The organism is Micromonospora rubida (assembly GCF_009908295.1).
Classification (GTDB): Bacteria; Actinomycetota; Actinomycetes; order Mycobacteriales; family Micromonosporaceae; genus Micromonospora; species Micromonospora rubida.
This window is the reverse complement of record NZ_JAAALO010000005.1, coordinates 357,077-377,644: the sequence shown is the minus strand read 5'-3', so window position 1 is coordinate 377,644 and position 20,568 is coordinate 357,077. Positions and strand designations below refer to the sequence as shown.

Genomic DNA, 20,568 nt, shown 5'->3' with positions numbered 1-20,568 from the left:
GGCGTCATCGGGCGGCTGTCTTCCCTGACGGGGAGGCAGCCGCCCGCACGTCTTCGACGGGCCCACTCCAGCCCCGTCCGTTGCTGTAGCAGCGCGGACACGACACCAGTACGGGCAACTCGCCAGCGCTGCGCCGCAAGCCAACGACTCGGCACTGGGTGAACCGCGGTGATCCGGGATGCGTAGTCGTAGCAGCGCGGAAGCAGCACAGCAACGCTCACCGGCCTCTGTGTACGTGCCCTGAGGCGCTTGCTGGCCGTTGCCGCGTCCAGTGTCGGCGGTGTCGGTTCGCGACGGGGGGTCCCGTCGTCGCTCCGCCGTGGGCGATTCGACTTGTCCGGCTGGCCCGGTGTGGCCCTGTGGAAGGTGGCGCGATGAGTATTCCGGGTCCGCCGGAGGGGCTTGAGTGGGTCACGTTCGTGCTGGTTGGGGAGAACTGGCCGAAGGGTGATGAGGATGGGATGCGGGCCCTGGCCGAGGCGTGGCTGAGGCTTGGTGAGGATCTTGCTCCGTTGGAGGGGCAGTTGCGGTCGGTGGTCGCCCAGTTGGAGGCGGCCGGGCAGGGGCCGGCGTTGGCGGCGGCGCGGGAGTTCCTGCTGCGGATCAGCGGTGGTTCCGGCGCAGCGTTGCCAAAGCTGCGTAAGGCGATCGATGACGTGGCGGGGGGTGCGAAGAAGGTCGCTTTGGAGATCGAGTACACGAAGCTGATGATTATCGGTTTCGCGGTGATCCTCCTGCACATGTTGATGAAGTTGGTGTTCCTGTCGGTGATATCGGGTGGTGCGGCGTCGGCGGCGGCGGCGCCGATTGTGGAAACGTTCCGGCAGGTCGTGTTGCGGCTGTTGAAGCGTCTGGTGTTGGCTGTGGTGCAGGGTGCGTTGTTCATGGTGCTTCTGGATGTGGCGGTTCAGGGTTTCCAGGTGGTGGTGTTGAAGACCCGGGATCTGAAGGAATGGGATCTGAAGAAGACCGGGTTCATGGCGGGTATTGGTGCGCTGGGTGGGGCGATCGGTTGGTCGTTGGGTTGGATGCGGCGGCTGCCGTTCGGTAAGACCTGGTTGGGCACGGTGGTGAAGAACTCCCTGGCTGAGGGCCTGCCGGAGTTGATCGCGGATGCCATTTCGCAGGGTCATGCCGATGTGGGGCCGCGTGGTGGGTTTGTCGGTGGCTTGTTGTCGGGCGCGGTGGAGGGTGCGATTGAGCACCCCATCAAGGGTCTGAGCCGCCGCCGCATTTTCACTGACAACAGTTTGTTGTACATGTTGGGGCGGTTGTTCGGTGCGGATGTGACCCTGGGGCCGCCGCCGGACCTGCTCGGGGACCTGCCGAAGGGCGTGGGGCCGGTAGACGCGTCGGGGTTGTCGCCGGAGGCGGCTGCCGCTGCCGATCCGGTCCCGACGTATCAGGAGAAGCTTCCTGATGGGGAACTGTCGTTGGAGGTGGGTCCGGGCCGGAACCCGGATGTGGACGCCGGCTCGGACCTGGGTTCGGGTTCGGGTTCGGCCTCCAACCCGAACTCGAACCCGAACGCGAACTCGGGCTCCAACTCCAACTCCAACTCGGGCTCGAATTCGAGTGTGGGTTCGGGTGGGCCGGGGTCCGCTGCGGAGGGCTCGACGTCTTCGGTGGAGTCGTCCGACGCCGGGTGGGCCGCCGGGTCGTCTGCGGATGCTGGGCTGGGCGCTGGGTCGCAGTCTGGCGTGCAGGTCGATACGGGCCCGAACTCCTTGTCGAATGCGGGTGTTGGTGGGCTTACCGACGGTGGTGGGGGGTCGTCGGACTCCGGGTCTGTTGGTGGGCCGCCGTTGTCGGCGTTGGGGCAGCAGGACCTCGGGGGCTTGTTGGGTGCTGACGGGAGCTTGGCTCGGGAGCGGCTGTTCGATGAGTGGCGTGGGGCGGAGCTGGGTCGGTTCGAAGGGCTGTTCGACAGGTCGTTGCCGCAGGGGGGTGACCTGTTCGGGTTGTCGGTGGCGGACCTGAGGGCGGAGTGGCTGCGTCAGGCGGAAACGCATTTCGACAATGTCTTCGCTCCGTTGGTGATCCCGGTGGACCCGTTGTCGGGGGCGTCGTTGGTCCCGAACTCGGCGGATCAGGTGCGGGGGTTGCAGTCGCGTTGGGCGGCGTTCACCGCCGATGTGAACGTGGTGGCGGGGCTGGGCGGGAGCGCGTGGGCCGGTGTGTTGTTCGCGCACGTGTTCACCGGTCACGAGGTCGAGGTGGTGGTTGATCGGTGGTTGGGGGCGCGGCCGGATGTGGTGGTGTCGGCTGTTGATCGGATCGCGTTGCGGGATGCGGTGGTGGCGGAGGTTCGCGGTGCGGTGCTGGCCCGGCTGGAGGCGGTGGCCGAGAGCGGGGCGTTGCCGGCTGATCGTGTGGTGAAGGCGGTGCAGTCGGTTCGGGGCGATGGTGTCGCCCTTGAGCGTCGGGTGGAGGAACGGTTGGCGGCGTTGGTCGCGGCCGGCAGGGTTGCCTCCCCGGACGACGCCGTGAACGCGATGGCGAGTTCCACCACGACTCCCTCGGCTGATTCGGTCGGGTTGGTGGAGCCGACGGCGAATGTGGATGTGGTGGTCCCGCTGGATGCCCTGGTGTCGGTGGCAGCGGATGGGAGCACGTCTGCTGCTGGCCCGGTCGCGGTGACTGCGGCGACGGCCTCGACTGTTCCGGTGGCTGTCCCGGTCGTGGCTGCTTCGGCGGGTCAGCAGTCCGTGATGGCGGTTCCGGCTCCGGCTCCGTCCGGTGCGGTCGTGTCACAGCCGCTCCCGCAGTCGCGGTCCGCTGCTGTGGGGGCGTCGTCGGTTGCTGTCGGGGTGGCTGTGCCGGCGGGGCGGTATCTGCCGGGGGTGGCGGACGGTCAGCAGTGGGGGGTGAACGCGGCGGCCCTGCCAGAGTTCGTGGTGGATGGTGTGCCGTGGTTCGCGGTGGCGGGTCACGGGGTGCCGGATCCGGGTGGGGTTACGAATTCAGTGGGAATTGCCTTGGGTGATCAGGTGCTGGATGCGGAGCGGTTTGCGGATGCGGTGCGAGGCATGCCCGGGTGGGATGGCCGGCCGGTGGTGCTGGTGATGTGCCGGGCGGGGGCGGCTGACGGGGATGGTGTGTCGTTCGCGTCGAGGGTGCGTGATTTGTTGGAGGTGCCGGTGGTGGCGGCGCCGTTGAACGTGTGGTCAGATTCGGGCGGGTCGGTGCTGGTCGGTGAGTTTGTGGTGTCGCTGTCGGGGCGGATGTCGTTCTCGTCGGGCGATGCCCGGGCAGCGTGGCAATATTTCCCGGAAGGCAAGGGGGCCGCCCCAATCTCCCATGCGGCGGGTCTCACCGACACGATGAACGCGTTGGCGTCCGTGCCAGCTTCGGCTGGTGTCTCTTCGCCCCCGACGGGTCGGGGCTGGACCCGCTGGGCGGAACTGGCGATTGGCGATGGTGCGTCGCTCACCGCGCCCGGCGGGGCGGTAAGCCACGGCGGGGCCACGAGCAGGCCACCCGTCGTCCCGCCGATCCCGTCTGAGACACGGACGTTCGTGGAGGAGGTGTTCGAGGAACTTGATGAGGGTGTGCCGTCCGAATCACCGACGACCGCAGTGGTGGCGGACGCCGATCCGGTGACTGCGCCTGGAATCGCCGTGACGCAAACGAACGGCGGAGGCACGCCGGATCTGGTCTCGCCGGACCTCGGGCCCGTTGCCGGGGCGGTCCCGCCGAGCGGTCCGCCCTCGCCTGATCCGCGGCTGACGAGCAGTTACCGCATCCGCTCCGTCGACGGCGATATGCGGTTCGAGTCCCTGTTGCCGCTCACAGTGGCGGAGCAGGATCCCGCTGACCCGACCGCCTTCCCCGCATTCGTCCCGCAGTGGTCGAGTCTTGCGCAGGCGCATCCGCCGCTACGGGTCTCGGCCGACTTTTCCCTGGCGATCAACGGAACCCATTCCGTGCAGAGCAGCGCCAACCCGATGGAAGTGCGGGAATTCTACGCCAGTGGTGAGGTGTTGGCAGCCGCTCAGGCCGCTCTGCGTCGTACCGGTGGCGATATTGAGTTGGAGGTTTCGGGAAGTCAGGTGCTGCTCGACGAGAACGGCACCGAAGCCGCACTGTACCGGGTTGTGCCTCGAATGAGAGAACCCCGCAGTGACATCTGTCGGGACTTCGCTGGGAAGATCCACGGTGAGGTAGCCGACACGGTCGTGTTCCGCCAGGATGATGGAACCACCGCGTGGGCCGACATCAATGCCCAGGATGGCACCGAAGTAACTGGGATGTGGCACCTCGCCGAAGGGCTCGCGGGTTTTGTCGAAGCTGGACAAGATCCAGCAGGGGCCACCGCCATGTGGGCGACCTCACTGGTGGCTCAGGACATGCGGGAAATGGGTGGAGGGCCCGGTCGGCCGATGCCGGGCGACCGTTACGGCGCTGCCCTGAGCTACCGGACCGGAAATGAACAGGCCCGGCAGCGAATGGACAACCTGGCGAGCCGGATCGGAATCAACCAGCATGCCTGGGCCGCCCCCGGTGAGACGTACGCTTCCGTGTCGATTCCCACCCAAGGGCCGGACGGCATGCCGGACTTCAGCCGCGATGTGGCCCGTGGGGTGACCAACATCGGGGGTTCCGGATACCACTTTGCCGCCGTGATCGCCGAAAGCGCGGATGGCCGCAGCCAGATCACCCTCGAGAACGCCGCGCACCGGGCCGAGATCCTGTCGGTCGTCGAAGAGGCCATCAGAAGGAATCTGGCGAACCATGGCGCGGACCCGGAAAGCGCCCTGCGTGACCTGGACGCACGCCTGCGTGATCTGGATGCACAGCTGGGCGACCCGGCGCAGCGGCCCACTGCTCCCGAGGCGGCAAGACTGCAAAAAAGCAGGGCACTCGCTGCGGCGCTCGCCGCCCTTCAGCCCACCGGTTACGACGGCGCGGAAGAGGGCCTGAAGAACAAGGCCCGCAGTGCGATGCTCGCCGCTGCGGCGCTTCCGCCACCCGGCAACCAGTGGTACTTCAGGATGTACACCCGGGAGCCGGGTGAGAGCTTCTTCGAGCAACAAACCCTCCTCTACGAACCATCGGCGACTGTCCCGAGAGTGAACCCGTTGGTTGTGGTCGCCACCGGCGGACATCGCCGGATTGGACCGGTGACGGTTCACTTCGAGCGAGGTGATCGGAACGTTACGGACCAAGCTCTCGGCGTTTTGCGGTGGTCCGGCCGCAGGGTTGCCCGGTCTGCCCTGTGGTGTGCCGACAACGGGCTTCCACTGCCCACCGTCGTGGTCACCGGCCATGCCAATGTCGGACGCCTCGGTGGGAGGCGAGCCAGAACGGCCGCGGCGGAACGGGCCAATTCCACGGCTACGGCCTTCCGTGCCGAACTCGATTCGGCCCTTGCCCGACTGGAGGACACCGATGTGAGGGTCCGCGCTGACGAGGTGCTGATCCAAGAGTTGGTGGCGGACCCGCACACCGATCGCGACGCCGTCACAGACAACCGCCGGGCCACCTTGGAGTTCTTGGTCCGCGACGAGACACCATCCATCGGCGTCCGCCCGGATGACGGTACGACGTCGCACTCGGCGTCTTTCCCACCGGAGACCTCCTCGACGGTCCTGCCGGACCCTACTGGCGACCCTGCCTCGGCTACCGGAACCCCGGCCGGGGACGAGCGGGCCCAGCGACCGGCCCGGTCGGGGCCCGAGCCGGCCTGGCTCGCGTGGAACGCGACAGCTCCGGCCTCGACCGGCTCCGGGCCGGCAGCGTCGGACGGCACACCGGTCCTGGTCAGCGACACACACGGTCGGGCGGTGTACGGCTGGGTTCCGGAGGGCCGGCGGGGTCCCCTCGTGCTGTACCGCACCGACGGCGGTTCGCCCGAGGTGCCGGCGGAGCTTCGCGCCTGGGCGGCGCAGACGGATCGGTCGGCCCCGGGCCTGACCCTGCTGGCGCAGCCCGGCCTTTCCGCCGAGGCACTGTTCGACGCGGTGGGGTGGGCCGTGGCTCGCCCCGGTGAAGCGGTGCCTGTTGCCGTCGAGGTGGTCACCGAGCAGGGTGCGGCCGGGCTGTCGGATCGACAGTTGGCGGAGCTGTGGCAGAAGCACCCGGGCACCGAATTCACCCAGTCGTCCCGAGCGGAGCCGCCTACCGAGCTGTCGACCGATCGGGGCAGCACGCCGGCGTCGGGGGCCTCCGAAGGCAACGACCTCTTCGACGCGCTGATCGACACCTTCCCTGAGCACCTGAAGTCGAAGCTCGGGGTGCAGAGGCCGACGGTGGAAATGCTCCGGGAGCGGGTCGCCGCCGCGCTGGAGGCCGACTTCGCCCTAGCCGCCGTGACGGGTGAGGTGGGGGCGAGGTGGGCCGGCTTCGTGGCGAGCCGCGACGGCGAGAGCAGGGAGGCGGCTCGCCAGCGGTACCTGACGGACATCAGGACACCGGGCAGTTGGCAGCACGACGCCGACGACCTGGTGCCCACCATCGCCGCCGCAGCCCTCGATCTGCCGGCGACGCTGCTCATCACCCCGGTCCCCGGGGGCTCGACGGCGGTGGCGAGTGTGGGGGTCGCGGCCGGTCGGTACCTGCCGGCGGCGGGCGACCAGGCGAATCCGGCGGTGAGCGGTGGCTCGCTGCCGGTCTACGCCTCGGCCGGCGTCGACTGGCTCGCGGTGGTGGCGCACGGCAAGCCAGGTGGTGTCCAGGTCGGTGCCCGGGTGTTGGACGCGGCCGGGTTCGCCGCCTGGGTGCGCAGCGTGCCGGGCTGGGCCGGCCGCCCCCTGGCGCTGGTGGTGTGCGGTGCCGCCAAGGCGGATGCGGACGGTGGGTCGTTCGCGCGGGAGGTGCGGGACCTGTTGGGGGTCCGGGTGCTGGCGGCCCCGGAGAACGTGTACACCAACGAGAGCGGCGCTGTCTTCGCGGGGAGCCTCGACCTGGCAGCGGGCCGACCCCGCTTCACGTCTGACGGCGAGGCGGCCTGGCAGTTGTTCCCCGCTGAGCGGGATGCCGCGTCGGAGAGCCTGGGCAGTGGCAGCCTCGACATGGCGATGCACAGGCTCGGCGCGACGGTGCGAGCCGAAGGCGACCAGGCCGAGCCCGCCGGGTCGACCTGGTCGCCCCGCTGGGCCGGGGAGCCGGGGACGGCCGTGGTCAGCCCGGACCCGGTCGGAGTGCTCGAAGTGACCGAGCAGCCGGATCCGGTCGGAGTGCTCGAAGTGACCGAGCAGACCGTGGAGGGGCGTCCGGTCGCGGTGCAGGTCGCACTGGCTGGCGGTGAGCCCGCTTCGACGCTCGACGGCCAGGTCTCGGAGCGCTCGTACCTCGACGCCGGGACGTTGTCCACATTGGAGAACGCCCTCATCGCGGTCGTCGACGATCGCGTGGTGACCCTGCCGGACGGCCAGGTGAACGCCCAGCGGTTCGTCGAATCCCTCGAACTGGTCATGCAGCCGATCGCCGCGAACCCCCCGGCTGTCGTGGTGGTGGCCCTGAACGGGGCGTCGACCCGATTCGCCGAACAGCTCCGCCAGGTCGCCGATGCCCATCCGGCCGTCTGGTTCCTGGCCGCCCCGGGCCCGGTGTACGCCGCCGATGGCCGGCTGCACGCTGGCGCGCCGGGCCGGCCCGACACGTGGCTTTCCTTCCGCGCCGGGGAACCGGTGGAAGACGCGGTGACCGGTGCGCTCACGCCGGACGCGCTCAGCGACTGGCTGGAGGAGGCCACCTTCGATCTGCCGACGGCCATCGCCGAGTTGCGTAGGCAGATCACGGAGCTCGAACGGTCGTTGGACAGCGCGGCGGCAACGGGCAGCCCGGGCCGGGCGGTTCGAGATGAGGTGCTTGCCTCCCTGGCCAGTGCGACGGCCTCGCTCCATCTCGTCGAGCTGGCCGGGTCAACTCGTGCGGGCCTGCCGGATCTCTTCGCAGCCCAGGACCATGTCCTGCATGCCGAACGGACCCGGTACGCGCCGATGCCAGCCCTCCAGGTGCCGGCGGGACCGGCCCGAACCCGCGAGGAGCCGGCACCGGAACCGGTGGCCCCGGTTGTTTCGACGGCCCCGACTGTTCCGCCTGCGCCGGTCGTTCCGACGGCCCCGACTGTTTCGACGGCCCCGGTAGTGTCGCCGGCCCTGCCGAGCGACGCCGAACTGCTTGACGCGGCCTTTGTCGTAGCCATGGAACCCGTCCTGGAGATCAAGCTCCGTCAGGCCCAGGAGCCTCTTCCGCCAAACACGCCGGAGGTCCGGGAGGTAGCTGACGCGCTGCGGCAGTTCAACCTTCTGATCGAGGAGGCCCGGCAGGCCGGCGAGTTGCCGTCGGCCCCCCTTGCCCGGGTCATGGTCAACGCGTCGCCCGCACAGATGCGGGTCTGGCAGGAGACCGCGCAGCGGAGGGCCACCGCGCTCGCGCAGCGGGCGGAGGCCACCGGCGAGCCGGCTACGAGGGCCCGGCACCTGCTCGGCAGCGTGTTGTACCAGAACTTCCCGATGCGGACCGGCGCGCTGGGTCTTGACCCGGAGGCACCCGGCAACGGGCAGTTCCTGCCGCTGGTCCAGCAGGCGCTCGACCCGTCCGCCCTAACGGTGAACGAAGAGCACATGGACCGTCTGACCGGGTACGTCACGTCCCTGGTCGGAGCCAACGAGCCGGTCACCCTGGACGCGCTCACCCGGCGTGCGGGCTTTGACGCCCTGCGGATCAAGCTCGGTGATCGGACCGAGGTCTCGCTACCGGATCTCGACCAGCGCATCGCGGGGTCGCGGTACAGCGCTGATCTGTCGCCCGATCGGGTGCTCGAGCTGCGCGCACTGGCCCGCGACCTGTCCACCGCGAGCAACGAGCCCTTCGAACCCACTGACCGGAACCTGGAAACGCTCAACCAGGTGATCGAGTCGGCCTACCGGCGGTATGCGAAGGTCTACGACGGCGCCCGGCCGGACGGGCCGTTGGGGTTGGCAGACCTGGGGGATCTGCTTCGCCACAAGCTCGGGGATCGGGCGGCCCTCACCTGGGCGAACGTGCAGCGGGTCGCTGATGAGAGCAACGCACGCCAGCTTTGGCGGGAGAGGCATCCGGGGCAGGCGTGGGTGGCCGGCGTGACCCGGTCCGTCACCGTCAAGCTGCCCGCGCTGGGCAGGTCCGCCGTCTACCAGACCGTGTCCGCCCGGCACACGCACAACATTCAGCAGACACCGGGCCAGGCGGACTCGCCGGCGGAGCGCCAGGCTGAGTTGGACAGCCTGTGGGCAGCGGTGTCGGCGGCCCCGGTGGCACCGCCTGCCGTGTTGGCGGCGGATTTCGATCCGCTGCCCGGAGCCGTGGCCCCGGCGGCGCAACAGCCGGACCCGGTCACCCGGGACGACCTCGCCGGACTGGTCGACGCCCGACGTCTGCTCTACGCCGACGGCCGGGACCGCTGGTACACCGGGCTGTCCGAGTACCGGCCCATGGCGCTTGAGCTGCTGGGCGTCGAGGGCGCGGTGGGTGCGGCCGAGGTGCGCGAGTTGGCCACTCTGGTGCGCGACGCGCGGGCAGCCAGCGGCCCCCGCCTGCGGACCGGTGCGGCCGTCACCGCGGATCGGTTCCATCGTGCGGTCACCCGGCAGCGGCTCACCGAATTGGCGATCTCGCGCTGGCAGGACGGGAAGCCGCGCAGCCGCCCGAGCCCGGAGGGTGTGACCGAGGACCACAGCAGAATGGTCACCGCCTTCCACGCCATCGAAGAGTTGCCGTTCGTGCCGGAGTTGACCACCTGGATCAACCGGGCCGTGCCGTTCGGCGGGGGGCAGATCAGCGAGGAGGTCGTCAACCGCACGCTGGCTTCGCTGTTCGGCCAGGTGCTCGACGACGGCGCGGCGCTGTCCGTGACGGCGGGGGGCCGGACCTACGACATCCGGCTGTGGGCCGTGGCGACCAGCGAGCCGGTGGTGGAGCCGGCCAGCCTGCTCGGCGCCAAGGAAGAGGGCAGCACCCGGTTCTCCGGTAAGCAGGAGAACCGGATCTACCGCTACCGGGACACTGCGATCTGGCGGTCCGAGGCGCAGGGGAGCAGCCTCGACGTCGGGTTGGCGTATCGGGGTGGCTTCGGCGCTCCGGGCACGGTCGAGGCCGGCCGGGCGGACGTGGCGGCGACCTACGGTCGGGCGAACACCAGGGGCCGGCGTCAGCTCGCCGCCAACGCCACCTCGGACTTCCAGCAGTTGCGGATCAAGGAGCCCCTGGGCTGGGTGAACCTGCTGGTCAACTGGGTGCTTCGGGTGCAGGACCGGGAGACCGGCCGGTGGCGGGAGCTCCGTCTCCGCGACGCGCACGGCGCGTTGCGCGAGCACCAGGTGCGCTACGCGGTGGCGCAGTTCCAGTTGCCCTACTCCGTGCCGGAGAGCCAGCTACCCGGGCTGTCGTCCAACACCGACCCCGACTATCGGAGCCCAACGCCGATCACGAGCGCCGAGCAGTTCCCGGTGTGGAACCTGGACCACGCGGTGCCGCGGGTGCAGCTCGCCGACTCGGTGCTGGACGGGGTCCGGCAGGCGCTCAGCCCGCAGGACTACGCGTTCTGGAAGCCCGTCGTCGAGGCATACCTGTCCAACGACCAGCTCGCCCTCGGCCTGCGGGACATCCTGCGGCCCAGGAAGGGATCCAGCCCGACCGACCGTAGCGATGACCGCCACTACCAGCAGGTGTTCCGCCATACGTTGCAGCGTGACGGCCGGCATCTGAGCCTCAGTCTCACTGCCGGCGACCTGGTCCAACCGATCCACACGGTCACCAAGATCAGCGAGGTGAGCAGCAGCGGTGAGACCCGGTTCGACCGGGTGTTGGCCGTCGTGATCAAGACATTGCTCAGCCAGGACTCCACGCGGTCGGGCCGAGGCACGCTGACCGGGAGCCTGCGGGCGATCGAGCAGTATCTCAGAATTGGCGGGCGCGGCCAGTTCACCCAGCGAAGCGGTGATCAGCTCATTCGTCATCACCGGGCCATGTTGACCCGGGCCATGCGGGTCGGTGGCCCGTTGCAGGTCGTACTGGCCGACTTCACCGTCCAGTTGGAGGTTCACCACCGACACGGGGCCGAGGAGACAGCCCCGCCCGCGGTGAACATCGACGGCTTCGCGCACTTCATGGTGCACTCGGACGCCCTGCGGTCGCTGTCGGTCGACACGGCGGCGGCCGACTCCGGGAGTGCGTCGGCGGGTCCCGCGTCGGCGTCGACCAGTTCGGAGCCCGCCCCGGCCGACCCGAGGTGGTGGACGCCGGGCCCCCGCTTCGGGCTGACGATGGACTTCGTCAGGCGTCTCGACGGCGTGCCGGAACTCTACAACCAGATCGCCGCGCTCATGGTCGCCGAGGGGTACCTACCGAGGCAGGCGGTGGGCGACGGGACAGCAACGCCGTGGAACACGTTGCAGGGACTGTCGGTGACCGGCGCGGACGTCAACCAGCCGGGCCAGGCGTACCTGAACTGGCGGCTGCTCGTCAGCCAGTTGTCGGAGGAGTCCCTGCGGGCCAGGGCCGACGACGTGTTGAGCGCCGACGCGGGGCAACCGGGCGTCACCTGGGTCTTTTCGCATCCCGAGGAACCGGTCTCCCCGACCCGGGGGCTCACCATCGGTCTGTGGGCCGAGGCCACCGGCGTCGACACCTACAAGAGAGCCACCGAATACCAGGTGCAGTACGGCCACACGAGCGTGGACACCATGGCCGTCAAGGGCGCGAGCAGTCGGGTCAGGGACCTCTCCGGGTATGCCGGGGCCGGCGGCACGGGCCGGAGCGATGGCCTGGGGCAGGGGCAGGTTGGCGGCCAGCTCACCACGTCGGCGACCGGCAAACTCGGCCGGACCCAGTCCACCGCGTTGACCTCCGACACCGACGGGCAGAAGATGCCCAGCTCGGAGTTCGAGGTGGGGATCCGCTGGCGCTGGTTCGCCAACCGTGGCCCGGCATCGTTGGAACAGCCGGCGGAGGTTCCGGCGACGGCGATCCTGCTGCAACCCAACGCGCTGCACGCCGACGCCGGCCCATCGCCCCTGGCACCGCTCGATGTCGTCGCCGCCCGGCCCGATCCATCCGTGGAACCGATCAGCACCCGGGCGGACCCGCCGCCCGGGCTCCTGGACGACCGCCGGATGCGCTCGGTGCTGACCACCATGACGGCGGCGATCTATACCGCGATCGGCGTCCAGGGCGTCGGGGTGCTGCAGGACAGGCTGATTCGGATGACGGGTCTGCCGAGGGCCGCCGTCTGGCAGGGGCTGACGCCGACCGTCTACAAGACCGTCCTGATGCGGGCGCTCTCCGCAACGGCGGCGATCCCGGTCGGAGACCGAATGGTCGATCTGGCCGTCCGCCCGGTCGGCCGCCCGGAGATTGTCAAGGTCTGGCTCCCCTACACCCAGCAGGTGCTCGAGAGTCAGGTAGGTCACGAGCAGGGCACCGACAGCCTGAGCCAGCGTGGCGTGCAGGCTCAGGGGACAGGCGGCGCGACCGCCCTCGGCCCCGACGAAGCCGAGTTTCTGACCGGTAGCGGCAGCATGACCAGGTCGACCGGGACGGGGGAGAGTGCCGCGTCGCTGCACACGGTGGGCAGCTACCGAGGTGTCTACCAGGACACCCGCATGGCGATCGTTCGTACGGTGGTGGTCAACCGGGTCGAGACGGCGGGCGGTGCCCTCGTCGAGACCTTCGGCGAGGTGTGGCTCAACGTGCTGCGGACCGATGTCCTCGCCAACCGGGACGCCTTCGACAACGCCGAGCTGCTGAACGAACCCGAATCCGACCCGAAGGAAGAGGCTTCGGCCGCCGACGAGGCTCCGCCCCCGATACCGCCGGCGGTCCGGTCGCTGAGCACCGAGAGGCTGCCACCGGTCAGCCTCCAGGACGGCCTCTCCTGGGCCGTGATGTGGCCGATGCTGTTCAACGGTGGGGGCGCGGAGGCGGGCTTCGGAGGCTTGAGCGAGAGGTTGGCCGCCGAGGCCGCCAGGTTCGGTGAGCCCGAGCTGGTCAACCAGGTCCGGTCACTGCCCTCCTGGTTGAGTCCGTACATGGCGAAGATGCGCGACGGAGGCGCGGCCTGGACCTTCCGGGCCGGTGATCGGGTCTTCGAGGTGCTGATGTCCGCCGAGTTGGTCGGGCCGGGCCGGAACAGCCGTCCCGGCGGAAACGGGGTCAAGGTCTACGAACGGGGCAACGCCTATCGTGACGCCACCCGTCGTAACGTCGCCTCGACCGGCGTGGCCGGCGGACTCACCGGCGGGGGGCAGCCGGGGGTCCTTGACGGGCACTGGGGCCTGACGGTCACCGGCGGGCGGACCAAGCGGGTCGAGCAGGCCGACACGCGCGGCTCGAACCTGCTGTTCATGGCCGGGGTACGAGCCAACAAGCTGATGGACTTCACCCAGGCGGTCCGGTTCACCGCGACGATCCGAGAGATCACCAGTCTGGGCACCCGGGTCGTGGACGGAACCGTCGGCAGGCTGATGAGCACGGTGCGGGACCGGGACATGCCGCTCCGATCGTCGACCATCACAGTCGACGAGGACCATGTGGTCAGCGTGCCCGACGAGGGCACGGTCGCCCTGGGAACCCCCCTGCCGAACCTCAGGACCAGGCTCGGAAGAGTGCTACCGCCCACCGCCCTGGTCGAGGGAATTCTCGGCCTACGGGTGATCCACGAGGCCGTGCGGTCGACCCGGGTGGGCAACGTCTCCGACCCGGCCACCGTTCCGCCGGCCACGGACCAGCTCACCTTCGAGACGATGCGGGGCAGTCTCGCCGCGATGCTCACCGAGCAGGGGGCCTGGTTCCGTTCGGTGGCCACCGCCAACGAGGTGGTGGACCCCGGGCACGCCGGCCTCCGGGTACGGGCCAGATTCGGTGAGGTCCGCCAGCTCTACTACATGGAGAAGGCCGAGCTGGAGAACTACGATCACGGCACCGACCTGGTCGCCCACAACCGCAGCCAGAACAATCGCGACAACCTGGCCGGCACCTTCACGCTCGGTGTCGAGGTGGCCCCCGGCAACTCGGTCGGGCCGCAGGTCTCCATCGGAACGGAGCGGAGCAGGGCCGTCGGCACCGACCAGACCGCTTGGATCGAGCATCGAGCCTGGCTACGCGCGGACACCGCGGTCTACTTCGTCTACGCCACACTGGAGTACGACATCAGCCTGCCCGGGACCGGCCTTGCCCCGATGCGGCGGGCCGGCAGCGTCGAGCTGGTGGTCAACGAGAAGAGTGCCACGGAGCTGGGCATTTCCACCGACACGCTCAGGTCCGTCGTGCCGGTAAAGAAGCCGGCCACGGAGCTTCCCGGCGACGCCGGGCCGAGCGCGTCGTCACCGGCGGGCCCGTCTGCGCCCCCGGAGCCGTCGGCGCACTCCGGCCCCACCTCCTCGGACTACCACAGGCGACTCTCCGAGGCGTTCCATCTCGTGGTCGAGCGTCTGCGCGCAGTCCCTGAGCCGGTGCCGGCCACGCCGGAGGAGGCAGCCGTACAACAGGCGGATGAGTTCCGTGCCGTGTTCCTCGATCCGGCGCAGGGGAGCAGCGGGGCGGCTTCGTCCCGGGTGGCGAACAGTTCCTCCCGCAAGGGCAAGGAACGAGCCGAGCCCCGCGGGCGGTGGTGAGCAAGGGTTTTCCAGGGTTCGCGTCACCTCCTCCATCCCTAGGTTTCGCAGGTGGAGGAGGTGTGGCTGACGTGGTCGATGGTGCTCATGATGACCGGACGGAGACGCTTGAGCGGCTCTACCGGGCAAGCTTCGCGCCGCTGCTCTCGTACGTGCGGAAGCTGACGCTGGGGGACACGGCGAGGGCCGAGGACATCGTCCAGGAGGCGATGGTGCGCGCCTGGCAGCACATGGACGAGCTGAGTCTCACCCAGGAGACGGCCCGGCCCTGGCTGTTCACGGTCGCCCGGCGGATCGTGATCGACCAGTTGCGCGCGAAGGCCTCCCGCCCGGTCGAGGTCCAGGTGGACGTGGCGGAGTTCTGGCCGGTCACGGACGACGGGATCGACCGTGCGCTGGACGCCCTTGAGGTCCAGTACGCGTTGGCCGGTCTGCCCGCGCACCACCGCGATGTGCTGGTCAACCTCTACCTGCGTGAGCGGACGACGGAGGAGACGGCCCTCGCGATGGGCATCCCGCAGGGCACGGTCAAGTCACGGGCGTACCACGCTCTGCGCACGGCGCGGCGGACGATGGCTCACGCCGGGCCGGACAGGAACCAGGCCAGCACGTCGTGTGTGCCGACCGCGTCAGCGGTGAAGGCGGCGAACCCCGGGTAGGCAAGCCCCGCACCGACCGTCCTGGCGAGGTCCACCTCGGCGGTGAGCACCGGCTTCGCGGGTTTCGCGGCACCGGTCGAGACGAACACCCGAACCGTCTGCGACCTCGCCGAGTAGTCGATCCACACCGTGACCGGGCCACTGCCCAGGTCGACGGCGGTCGCGGCGCGGCCCTGGGTGACCGGCGGGCCGGTGCGGACGGCGGTCACGGTGACCCTGCCGGTCGGAGACTTGGCCACCGGGGCGAGGTCGACGGTCAGCCGGGGGCGTAGCCGGTCGAGCGGCAGTCTGCTCGTGGGGCCCTCGGCCTGCAACACGAACGAGAGGGCGCCGGAGCGGCCGGCGCTGACGTACTGAAATGCGGTGCTGAAGGACTTCTTCGGGTTCAGCGGGACTGCCGACCACATCGCCCCGGAGCGCTGCGCCCCGTCGGCGAGCCGAACCGTCGGGGCCGAGTGCACGGCCGCGCCGGTCAGCGCCAGGCCGGCCGCCTCGGCGAACGTCGGATAGTCGATGGGGCGCGCTCCCTGTTGCGTGCGGAGCGCCGTGGGCGTCGGTGCCCCGGCGCTCTGCGTGGCCGCTGGTGGGGCCGGCGGGTTGGGCGCGAACCGGTCGGGAAGCTCGGCGACGATGAACCAGCCGGCCACGGCGGTCGTCAGCAACAGGGCGACGGGCGGCAGCCAGCCGCTCGCCCGTCGCGGGCGGGCGGCGCGGTCGGGTTCGGGCCCCGGCCGATCAGGGGCCCGCTGGACGGCCGGAGGATCGGCCACCCGATCGGGTCCGTCCGCCGGCTCCGGCAACTCCGGTCGGGGTGCCGGTGCCGGTGCCGGCGGCTGCGGTCGGGATGCCGATGCCGATGCCGATGCCGGTGCCGGTGCCGGTGCCGGTGCCGGTGCCAACGCTGGTGCTGGTGCCAACGCCGGTGCCTGCGCCAACGCCGGTGCTGGTGGCGGTGGCTCGGTTGGCGGCGGTTGCGGCCCGGGTTGGGACGCCGGAGTCGGGGTCGGAGGCGGGTTCGGCGCTTCGGGCGATTCCGGCCGCGCTCCACCGGGTTGCGGCTTCTGGTGCCGTTTCGGCCTCAGGCCGCGTGGAATCGACACCAGCAGGCCGGTGGGCGGGACGACGGCCGGCGGCTCAGCGTGCTCGGGGGGTGCCGCCGGTGGATCGCTGGCCGTGGGCTGGTGCCGGGGCCGGTCCACGTTCGGCCGGCCGCTCGGCGGGCTCGGGGTGTCGACGGTCGTGCGCGCGGGCCGGTCCGGGATCGGCACGACGGCAGGAGCGGATCTCTCGGCCGGGGGCGTCGCCGCAGCGGAATCCGGCCCCTGGGCCGATCCTGGGTCGACCGTGTCCGTCCCGGGCTGTGCCCGAAGCCAGACGGCTCGGATCGGTCGCAGCGCCTCGGTCGGAGTACTGTCGCGTTTCGCCACGCCGGCCATCGCTCCCTGCTGCGTACCCATGTGTCGTCACCGGCGACAGGCCGGCATCGGCTTTCCCGGCCACTACGCAGGAGCCGGAGGTCGGGTTCAACCCACCCGGAAACCCGCCCTGCCCGCCAGCAGAGAATCGCCGGACCGGCAGCGGACCGCGACCGGTGCTGCCTGTCGCCGCGTACCGGGGGCCGACCTGACCATGCGGGCAGGTCGGCCTGTCGTACGGAGTGTCGCACCCGCCGCGTCGGCGCACGGTCGCCACCCCACCGGCGTCGAGTTCGCGTGACTGCTCAGGCCGCCCTGCCGCGCCTACTCACGCCACCAGGTTCTGCTCGGCCAGCTCGGTCAGCCGCACGGTGCACAGGCCGTTGCGTTCGGCCCGCACGTCGGTCACCTCGAGCTGCGTGCCGGGGGCGAGGATGAACTCCTCCTCGCCGGTGAACGCGGAGAACCTGCGGATGCCCACCGCCCGCACGGGAAGCACCTCGAAGAGCGTCCGCTTGCCGCGGCTGCCGAGGAACGCCTGGGCCACGCTGAGCTTCGACGTGCACGAGGACACGCCCCACCACGTCACGGTCTGGCCGAGCGGGTACTGCGCCCGCAGGTCCAGCGACACCCCGCGCCACAGCGGCTCCTTGCGGGCCGGAAGCCGCGACACGGCCGAGAACAACAGCCGCAGGTACGGCAGGTACGGCAGGATCCTACTGCGGTCCGGGTTGCGCAGGGTGGCGTTGATCTGTCGGTAGAACGCCGACTCGCAGGTGTACAGGTAGAGGGCGGCGACCTCGTCGACGGACAGGTCGTCGGCCCCGCCGTCCACCTGCATCTCGCCGAACTGGCGCGACTTCTCCACGTGCCAGTCGAGCCCCGACAGCAGCTTGGCCACCGGTGCGGCGGCCTCACGGAAGTCCATGAGGGGGGTGTCGAACACGCCGGTGATCGCGGGAAGTACGAGCCCCTCGTCCTTGACGCTGGCGAGCCGATCGAGGTAGAGCTTGTGCAGCTCCATGGTGGAGGCGATGAACGCCCCCATCCGGTCGGCCATGTCCGCGTCCGTGCCACCGGCCGGCCCGGTCAGCTTGCTCCACCCCTTGCTGGGCAGCCAGTCGATCTCGTCGGCCCCCAGCGTCCTGAGGGCGGCGTTCACGTCGGCGAAGTGGTTCCCGTCGCAGAAGATGTCGCCCTGTGCCGCGGGGTTGGGGTGGTCGATGTGCCGGACCTCCACCCCGGGGTACTTCTTCTCGAGCTGGAGCACGATCCTCTTCAGGTTGCGGGCGTGCGCCCCCCACCACGCGAACACCACACCCCGGTCCTCTTCGTCGGCGTGCTGCTTGGCCTTCAGGATCTCCTCGACGAGCTTCTCGACGACCGGTTGCCAGAACGCGGTGTGCTGGCCGGTGGACATCGCGCCGTCGCTGCTCGCGGTGAGCGCCGCGTTCAGCAGCAGCACGCCCTGCGTGAGCATGGCCTGGAACCACTCCGGCGGCTGCACGGTGTCGTGCTCCTTCAGCAGGGCGCGGATGTCCCCGATCGGCGTCTTCTTGGGGATGCCGTGCTTCCACATCGCCGCGGCCTTGATGATGCAGCGGATGGAGACGACCCTGCCGAACTGGCTGTCGGCCCAGTCGTGGAAGGTGTTGTCGAACATGGCGATGCCGGTGGCGCTCTCGGGCCGCGGGTACGGGTTCTGGCCGAAGACGACCACCTTCCACTTGTGCGGTGGGTTGGGCTTGAGCGCCTGGAAGGTCAGTTCCCGGACGGGCACGACCTTCGGGGCGCGGCCCGGGCCGATGAACGCGGCCGCGGCCGGCTGCGCCTCGATGACCGGCTTCAGGAGCGGCAACCACGGCTCGCCGCCGCCCTGGAAGAGCTCGGCGAGGGCCAGCGGATCGGTCGGGTCGGACGGAGTGGGGGCATCGGCGTCGGCCATCGTGGGCTCCTGAGGTGGCGACCCGTGGCGGTGACGGCACGGGTGATCAAGGTGAGGGGGAATTGTGCCGCGCGAGTGCGACAGCGGCGATGTGGGGAGGCAGGGCAGCCCGCCCGTCGGCGTTCCACCCGGCACGCCGTGTGTCGCCCGACGCGGTATCTTGATCCACGTCGGATGCACCCCTTCCCGCCACCGGAGCGAGCCATGACTGCCGATCGTGAAAAGCCGCTGCTCAAGGTGGTGCTGAAGGACGTCAACGCCAAGGTGGTGCAGGCGTGGCGGGCGGCGTTCGCGGACACCCCCGAGGTTGAGATCCACAAGGGGTCGATCACCGACCAGCGCGCCGACGCCTGGGTCAGCCCGACCAACTCAGCCGGGCGGATGGACGGCGGGGTCGACGCGGTCATCAAGCGGCACCTCGGGGCGGGGATCCAGCTGCGCGTCCAGCGCGCGATCCGCGATCAGTTCGGTGGGTCGCTGCCGGTGGGAAGCGCCGTGTGCGTGTCGTCCGGGGCCACCAACCCGAAGTTCCTGATCTCGACGCCGACGATGGAACAGTCGGCGGAGAACGTGAGCGAGACGTTGAACGTGGCGCTGGCCTGCGCCGCCGCGTTCCAGGCGATCCACATGCAGAACGAGAAGGAGCCGGGCAGCATCAGGTCGGTGGTGCTGGTCGGCATGGGCGCGGCGACGGGCCGGGTCGTGCCGCGGGTGTGCGCCAACCTGATGTGGACCGGCTACACCCTGTTCAACGACCACTACTTCCGGGACTACGACGACCTGCGGCAGACCATCTGTGCGCAGCTCGACGGCATCGAGAGCCGTCCTGCGGAGGAGCGGGTCCGGGTGACGCCCCCCACGGCACCCGGCTCTCACCGATGACGTCGTGAACGCCGACCCACCCGGCTAGATCCAGCCCTCCTCCCACGCGCGGTGCGCGGCCGCGTGACGCGAGCTGACGTCGAGCTTGGTCATGGCGGCGGACAGGTAGTTGCGGACGGTGCCCGGGGCGAGGTGCACGCGCGCGGCGATCTCGTTGACCGAGGCGCCGGCCCGGGACGCGCGCAGCATCTCCAGTTCGCGCTCGGTGAGCGGGCAGGCGTCCTCGGTGAGCGCGGACGCGGCGATCTCCGGGTCGACGTACCGCCGGCCGAGACGTCGCGGACGATCTCCGCGAGCCGGGTGGCCGCCGTGCTCTTCGGCACGAAGCCGCTCACCCCGGCGGCCAACGCCCGGCGCAGCACGGCCGGCCGGGCATGCCGGGTGACCAGCACGATCGCCGCGGGCCCAGGCCGGCACGCCCCCGCCCAGTAGCCAGTCGCCGGTGAAGAGGACCAGCACGCTCATCACGGCCCCGGCCAGGGTCCACCAGGTGTACCGGCGAAAGCCCGTCAGCCCCGTACCGTGCTCGATCGGCTCGTCCACCACGCGGCCATTGTCGCAGTCGACCGGCGTGACAGGTGTCATGAGATCGCGTGACAGACCCACGCTCCCGCATGCGGGTCGTGGCCCGCTCGTACGCCGAGTGGTGCGGCGTGTTCGACGTCCTGATCGCGGCCCAACTGATCGTCCTCGGGTAGCCGATCTCCGGGTGCCCGCACCTCGGGGGAGGCCCAGCCGCCCGAGCTGGGCAGCCCGATGCCCGGCGGGCGGCGAGAGCACATTCGCTCTCACCGCCCGCCGGACGTGGTGCACCCGTCAGGTGCTGATGGCGATCTTGTCGACCTGCCCGCCGCTGCCCATGGTCAACCACGGGGCGTAGGCGCCCTGCTTGGCGAAGAAGTTGCCGCCGCCGACGAAGGCGAACCAGCCATCGCCGCTGATGGCGATGTCGGTGACCTGTCCGCCTCCGGCGATGGTGAGCCATTCGGCGTAGATGCCGTCCTTGGCGTAGAAGTTGCCGCCCTGTTGCCAGCCGATCCAGTTGCCGCTGAGGACGACCTTGGTGGCTC

At 70.2% G+C, this 20,568-nt stretch carries 7 protein-coding genes; 3 read left to right on the top strand and 4 right to left on the bottom strand.

All coding sequences use genetic code 11. The features are described 5' to 3' along the window. Positions 1 to 374: 374 nt before the first annotated feature. The gene (locus GVV04_RS20760; RefSeq protein ID WP_161689729.1) at positions 375 to 14,597 is read left to right on the top strand and encodes a WXG100-like domain-containing protein; all 14,223 of its coding nucleotides are present in this window, start codon (positions 375 to 377) and stop codon (positions 14,595 to 14,597) included. A 62-nt stretch (positions 14,598 to 14,659) separates the two neighbouring features. Then, positions 14,660 to 15,256, top strand: a complete 597-nt coding sequence (locus GVV04_RS20755) for a sigma-70 family RNA polymerase sigma factor (protein WP_201753855.1) — start codon at positions 14,660 to 14,662, stop codon at positions 15,254 to 15,256. Here GVV04_RS20755 and GVV04_RS34450 read toward each other — a convergent pair. Next, the gene (locus GVV04_RS34450) at positions 15,175 to 16,026 is read right to left on the bottom strand and encodes an L-type lectin family protein (protein ID WP_161689728.1); all 852 of its coding nucleotides are present in this window, start codon (positions 16,024 to 16,026) and stop codon (positions 15,175 to 15,177) included. The two genes, GVV04_RS20755 and GVV04_RS34450, sit on opposite strands and share 82 nt — an antisense overlap. Positions 16,027 to 16,999: 973 nt before the next feature. Then, positions 17,000 to 18,616, bottom strand: coding sequence for an ADP-ribosyltransferase domain-containing protein (locus GVV04_RS20745; RefSeq protein ID WP_161689727.1), 1,617 nt, complete (start codon positions 18,614 to 18,616; stop codon positions 17,000 to 17,002). A 204-nt stretch (positions 18,617 to 18,820) separates the two neighbouring features. On the opposite strand from GVV04_RS20745, the gene GVV04_RS20740 reads away from it, so the two are divergent. Then, positions 18,821 to 19,498: a macro domain-containing protein gene (locus GVV04_RS20740; protein WP_161689726.1), complete on the top strand. Its 678-nt coding sequence runs from the start codon at positions 18,821 to 18,823 to the stop codon at positions 19,496 to 19,498. 24 nt (positions 19,499 to 19,522) lie between these two features. Here GVV04_RS20740 and GVV04_RS34020 read toward each other — a convergent pair whose 3' ends face one another. Both GVV04_RS34020 and GVV04_RS32280 read right to left on the bottom strand, forming a co-directional pair. Further along, complete coding sequence (locus tag GVV04_RS34020) at positions 19,523 to 20,044, bottom strand: helix-turn-helix transcriptional regulator (protein ID WP_201753854.1); 522 nt, start codon at positions 20,042 to 20,044, stop codon at positions 19,523 to 19,525. A gap of 270 nt (positions 20,045 to 20,314) precedes the next feature. After that, the coding region (locus GVV04_RS32280; protein WP_201753853.1) for a hypothetical protein at positions 20,315 to 20,568 on the bottom strand (254 nt) is incomplete at its 5' end.

Coding starts and splice junctions, on each gene's coding strand:
- GVV04_RS20740 (WP_161689726.1), top strand. CDS start 18,821: ATGACTGCCGATCGTGAAAAGCCGCTGCTCAAGGTGGTGCTGAAGGAC.
- GVV04_RS20745 (WP_161689727.1), bottom strand. CDS start 18,616: ATGGCCGACGCCGATGCCCCCACTCCGTCCGACCCGACCGATCCGCTG.
- GVV04_RS20760 (WP_161689729.1), top strand. CDS start 375: ATGAGTATTCCGGGTCCGCCGGAGGGGCTTGAGTGGGTCACGTTCGTG.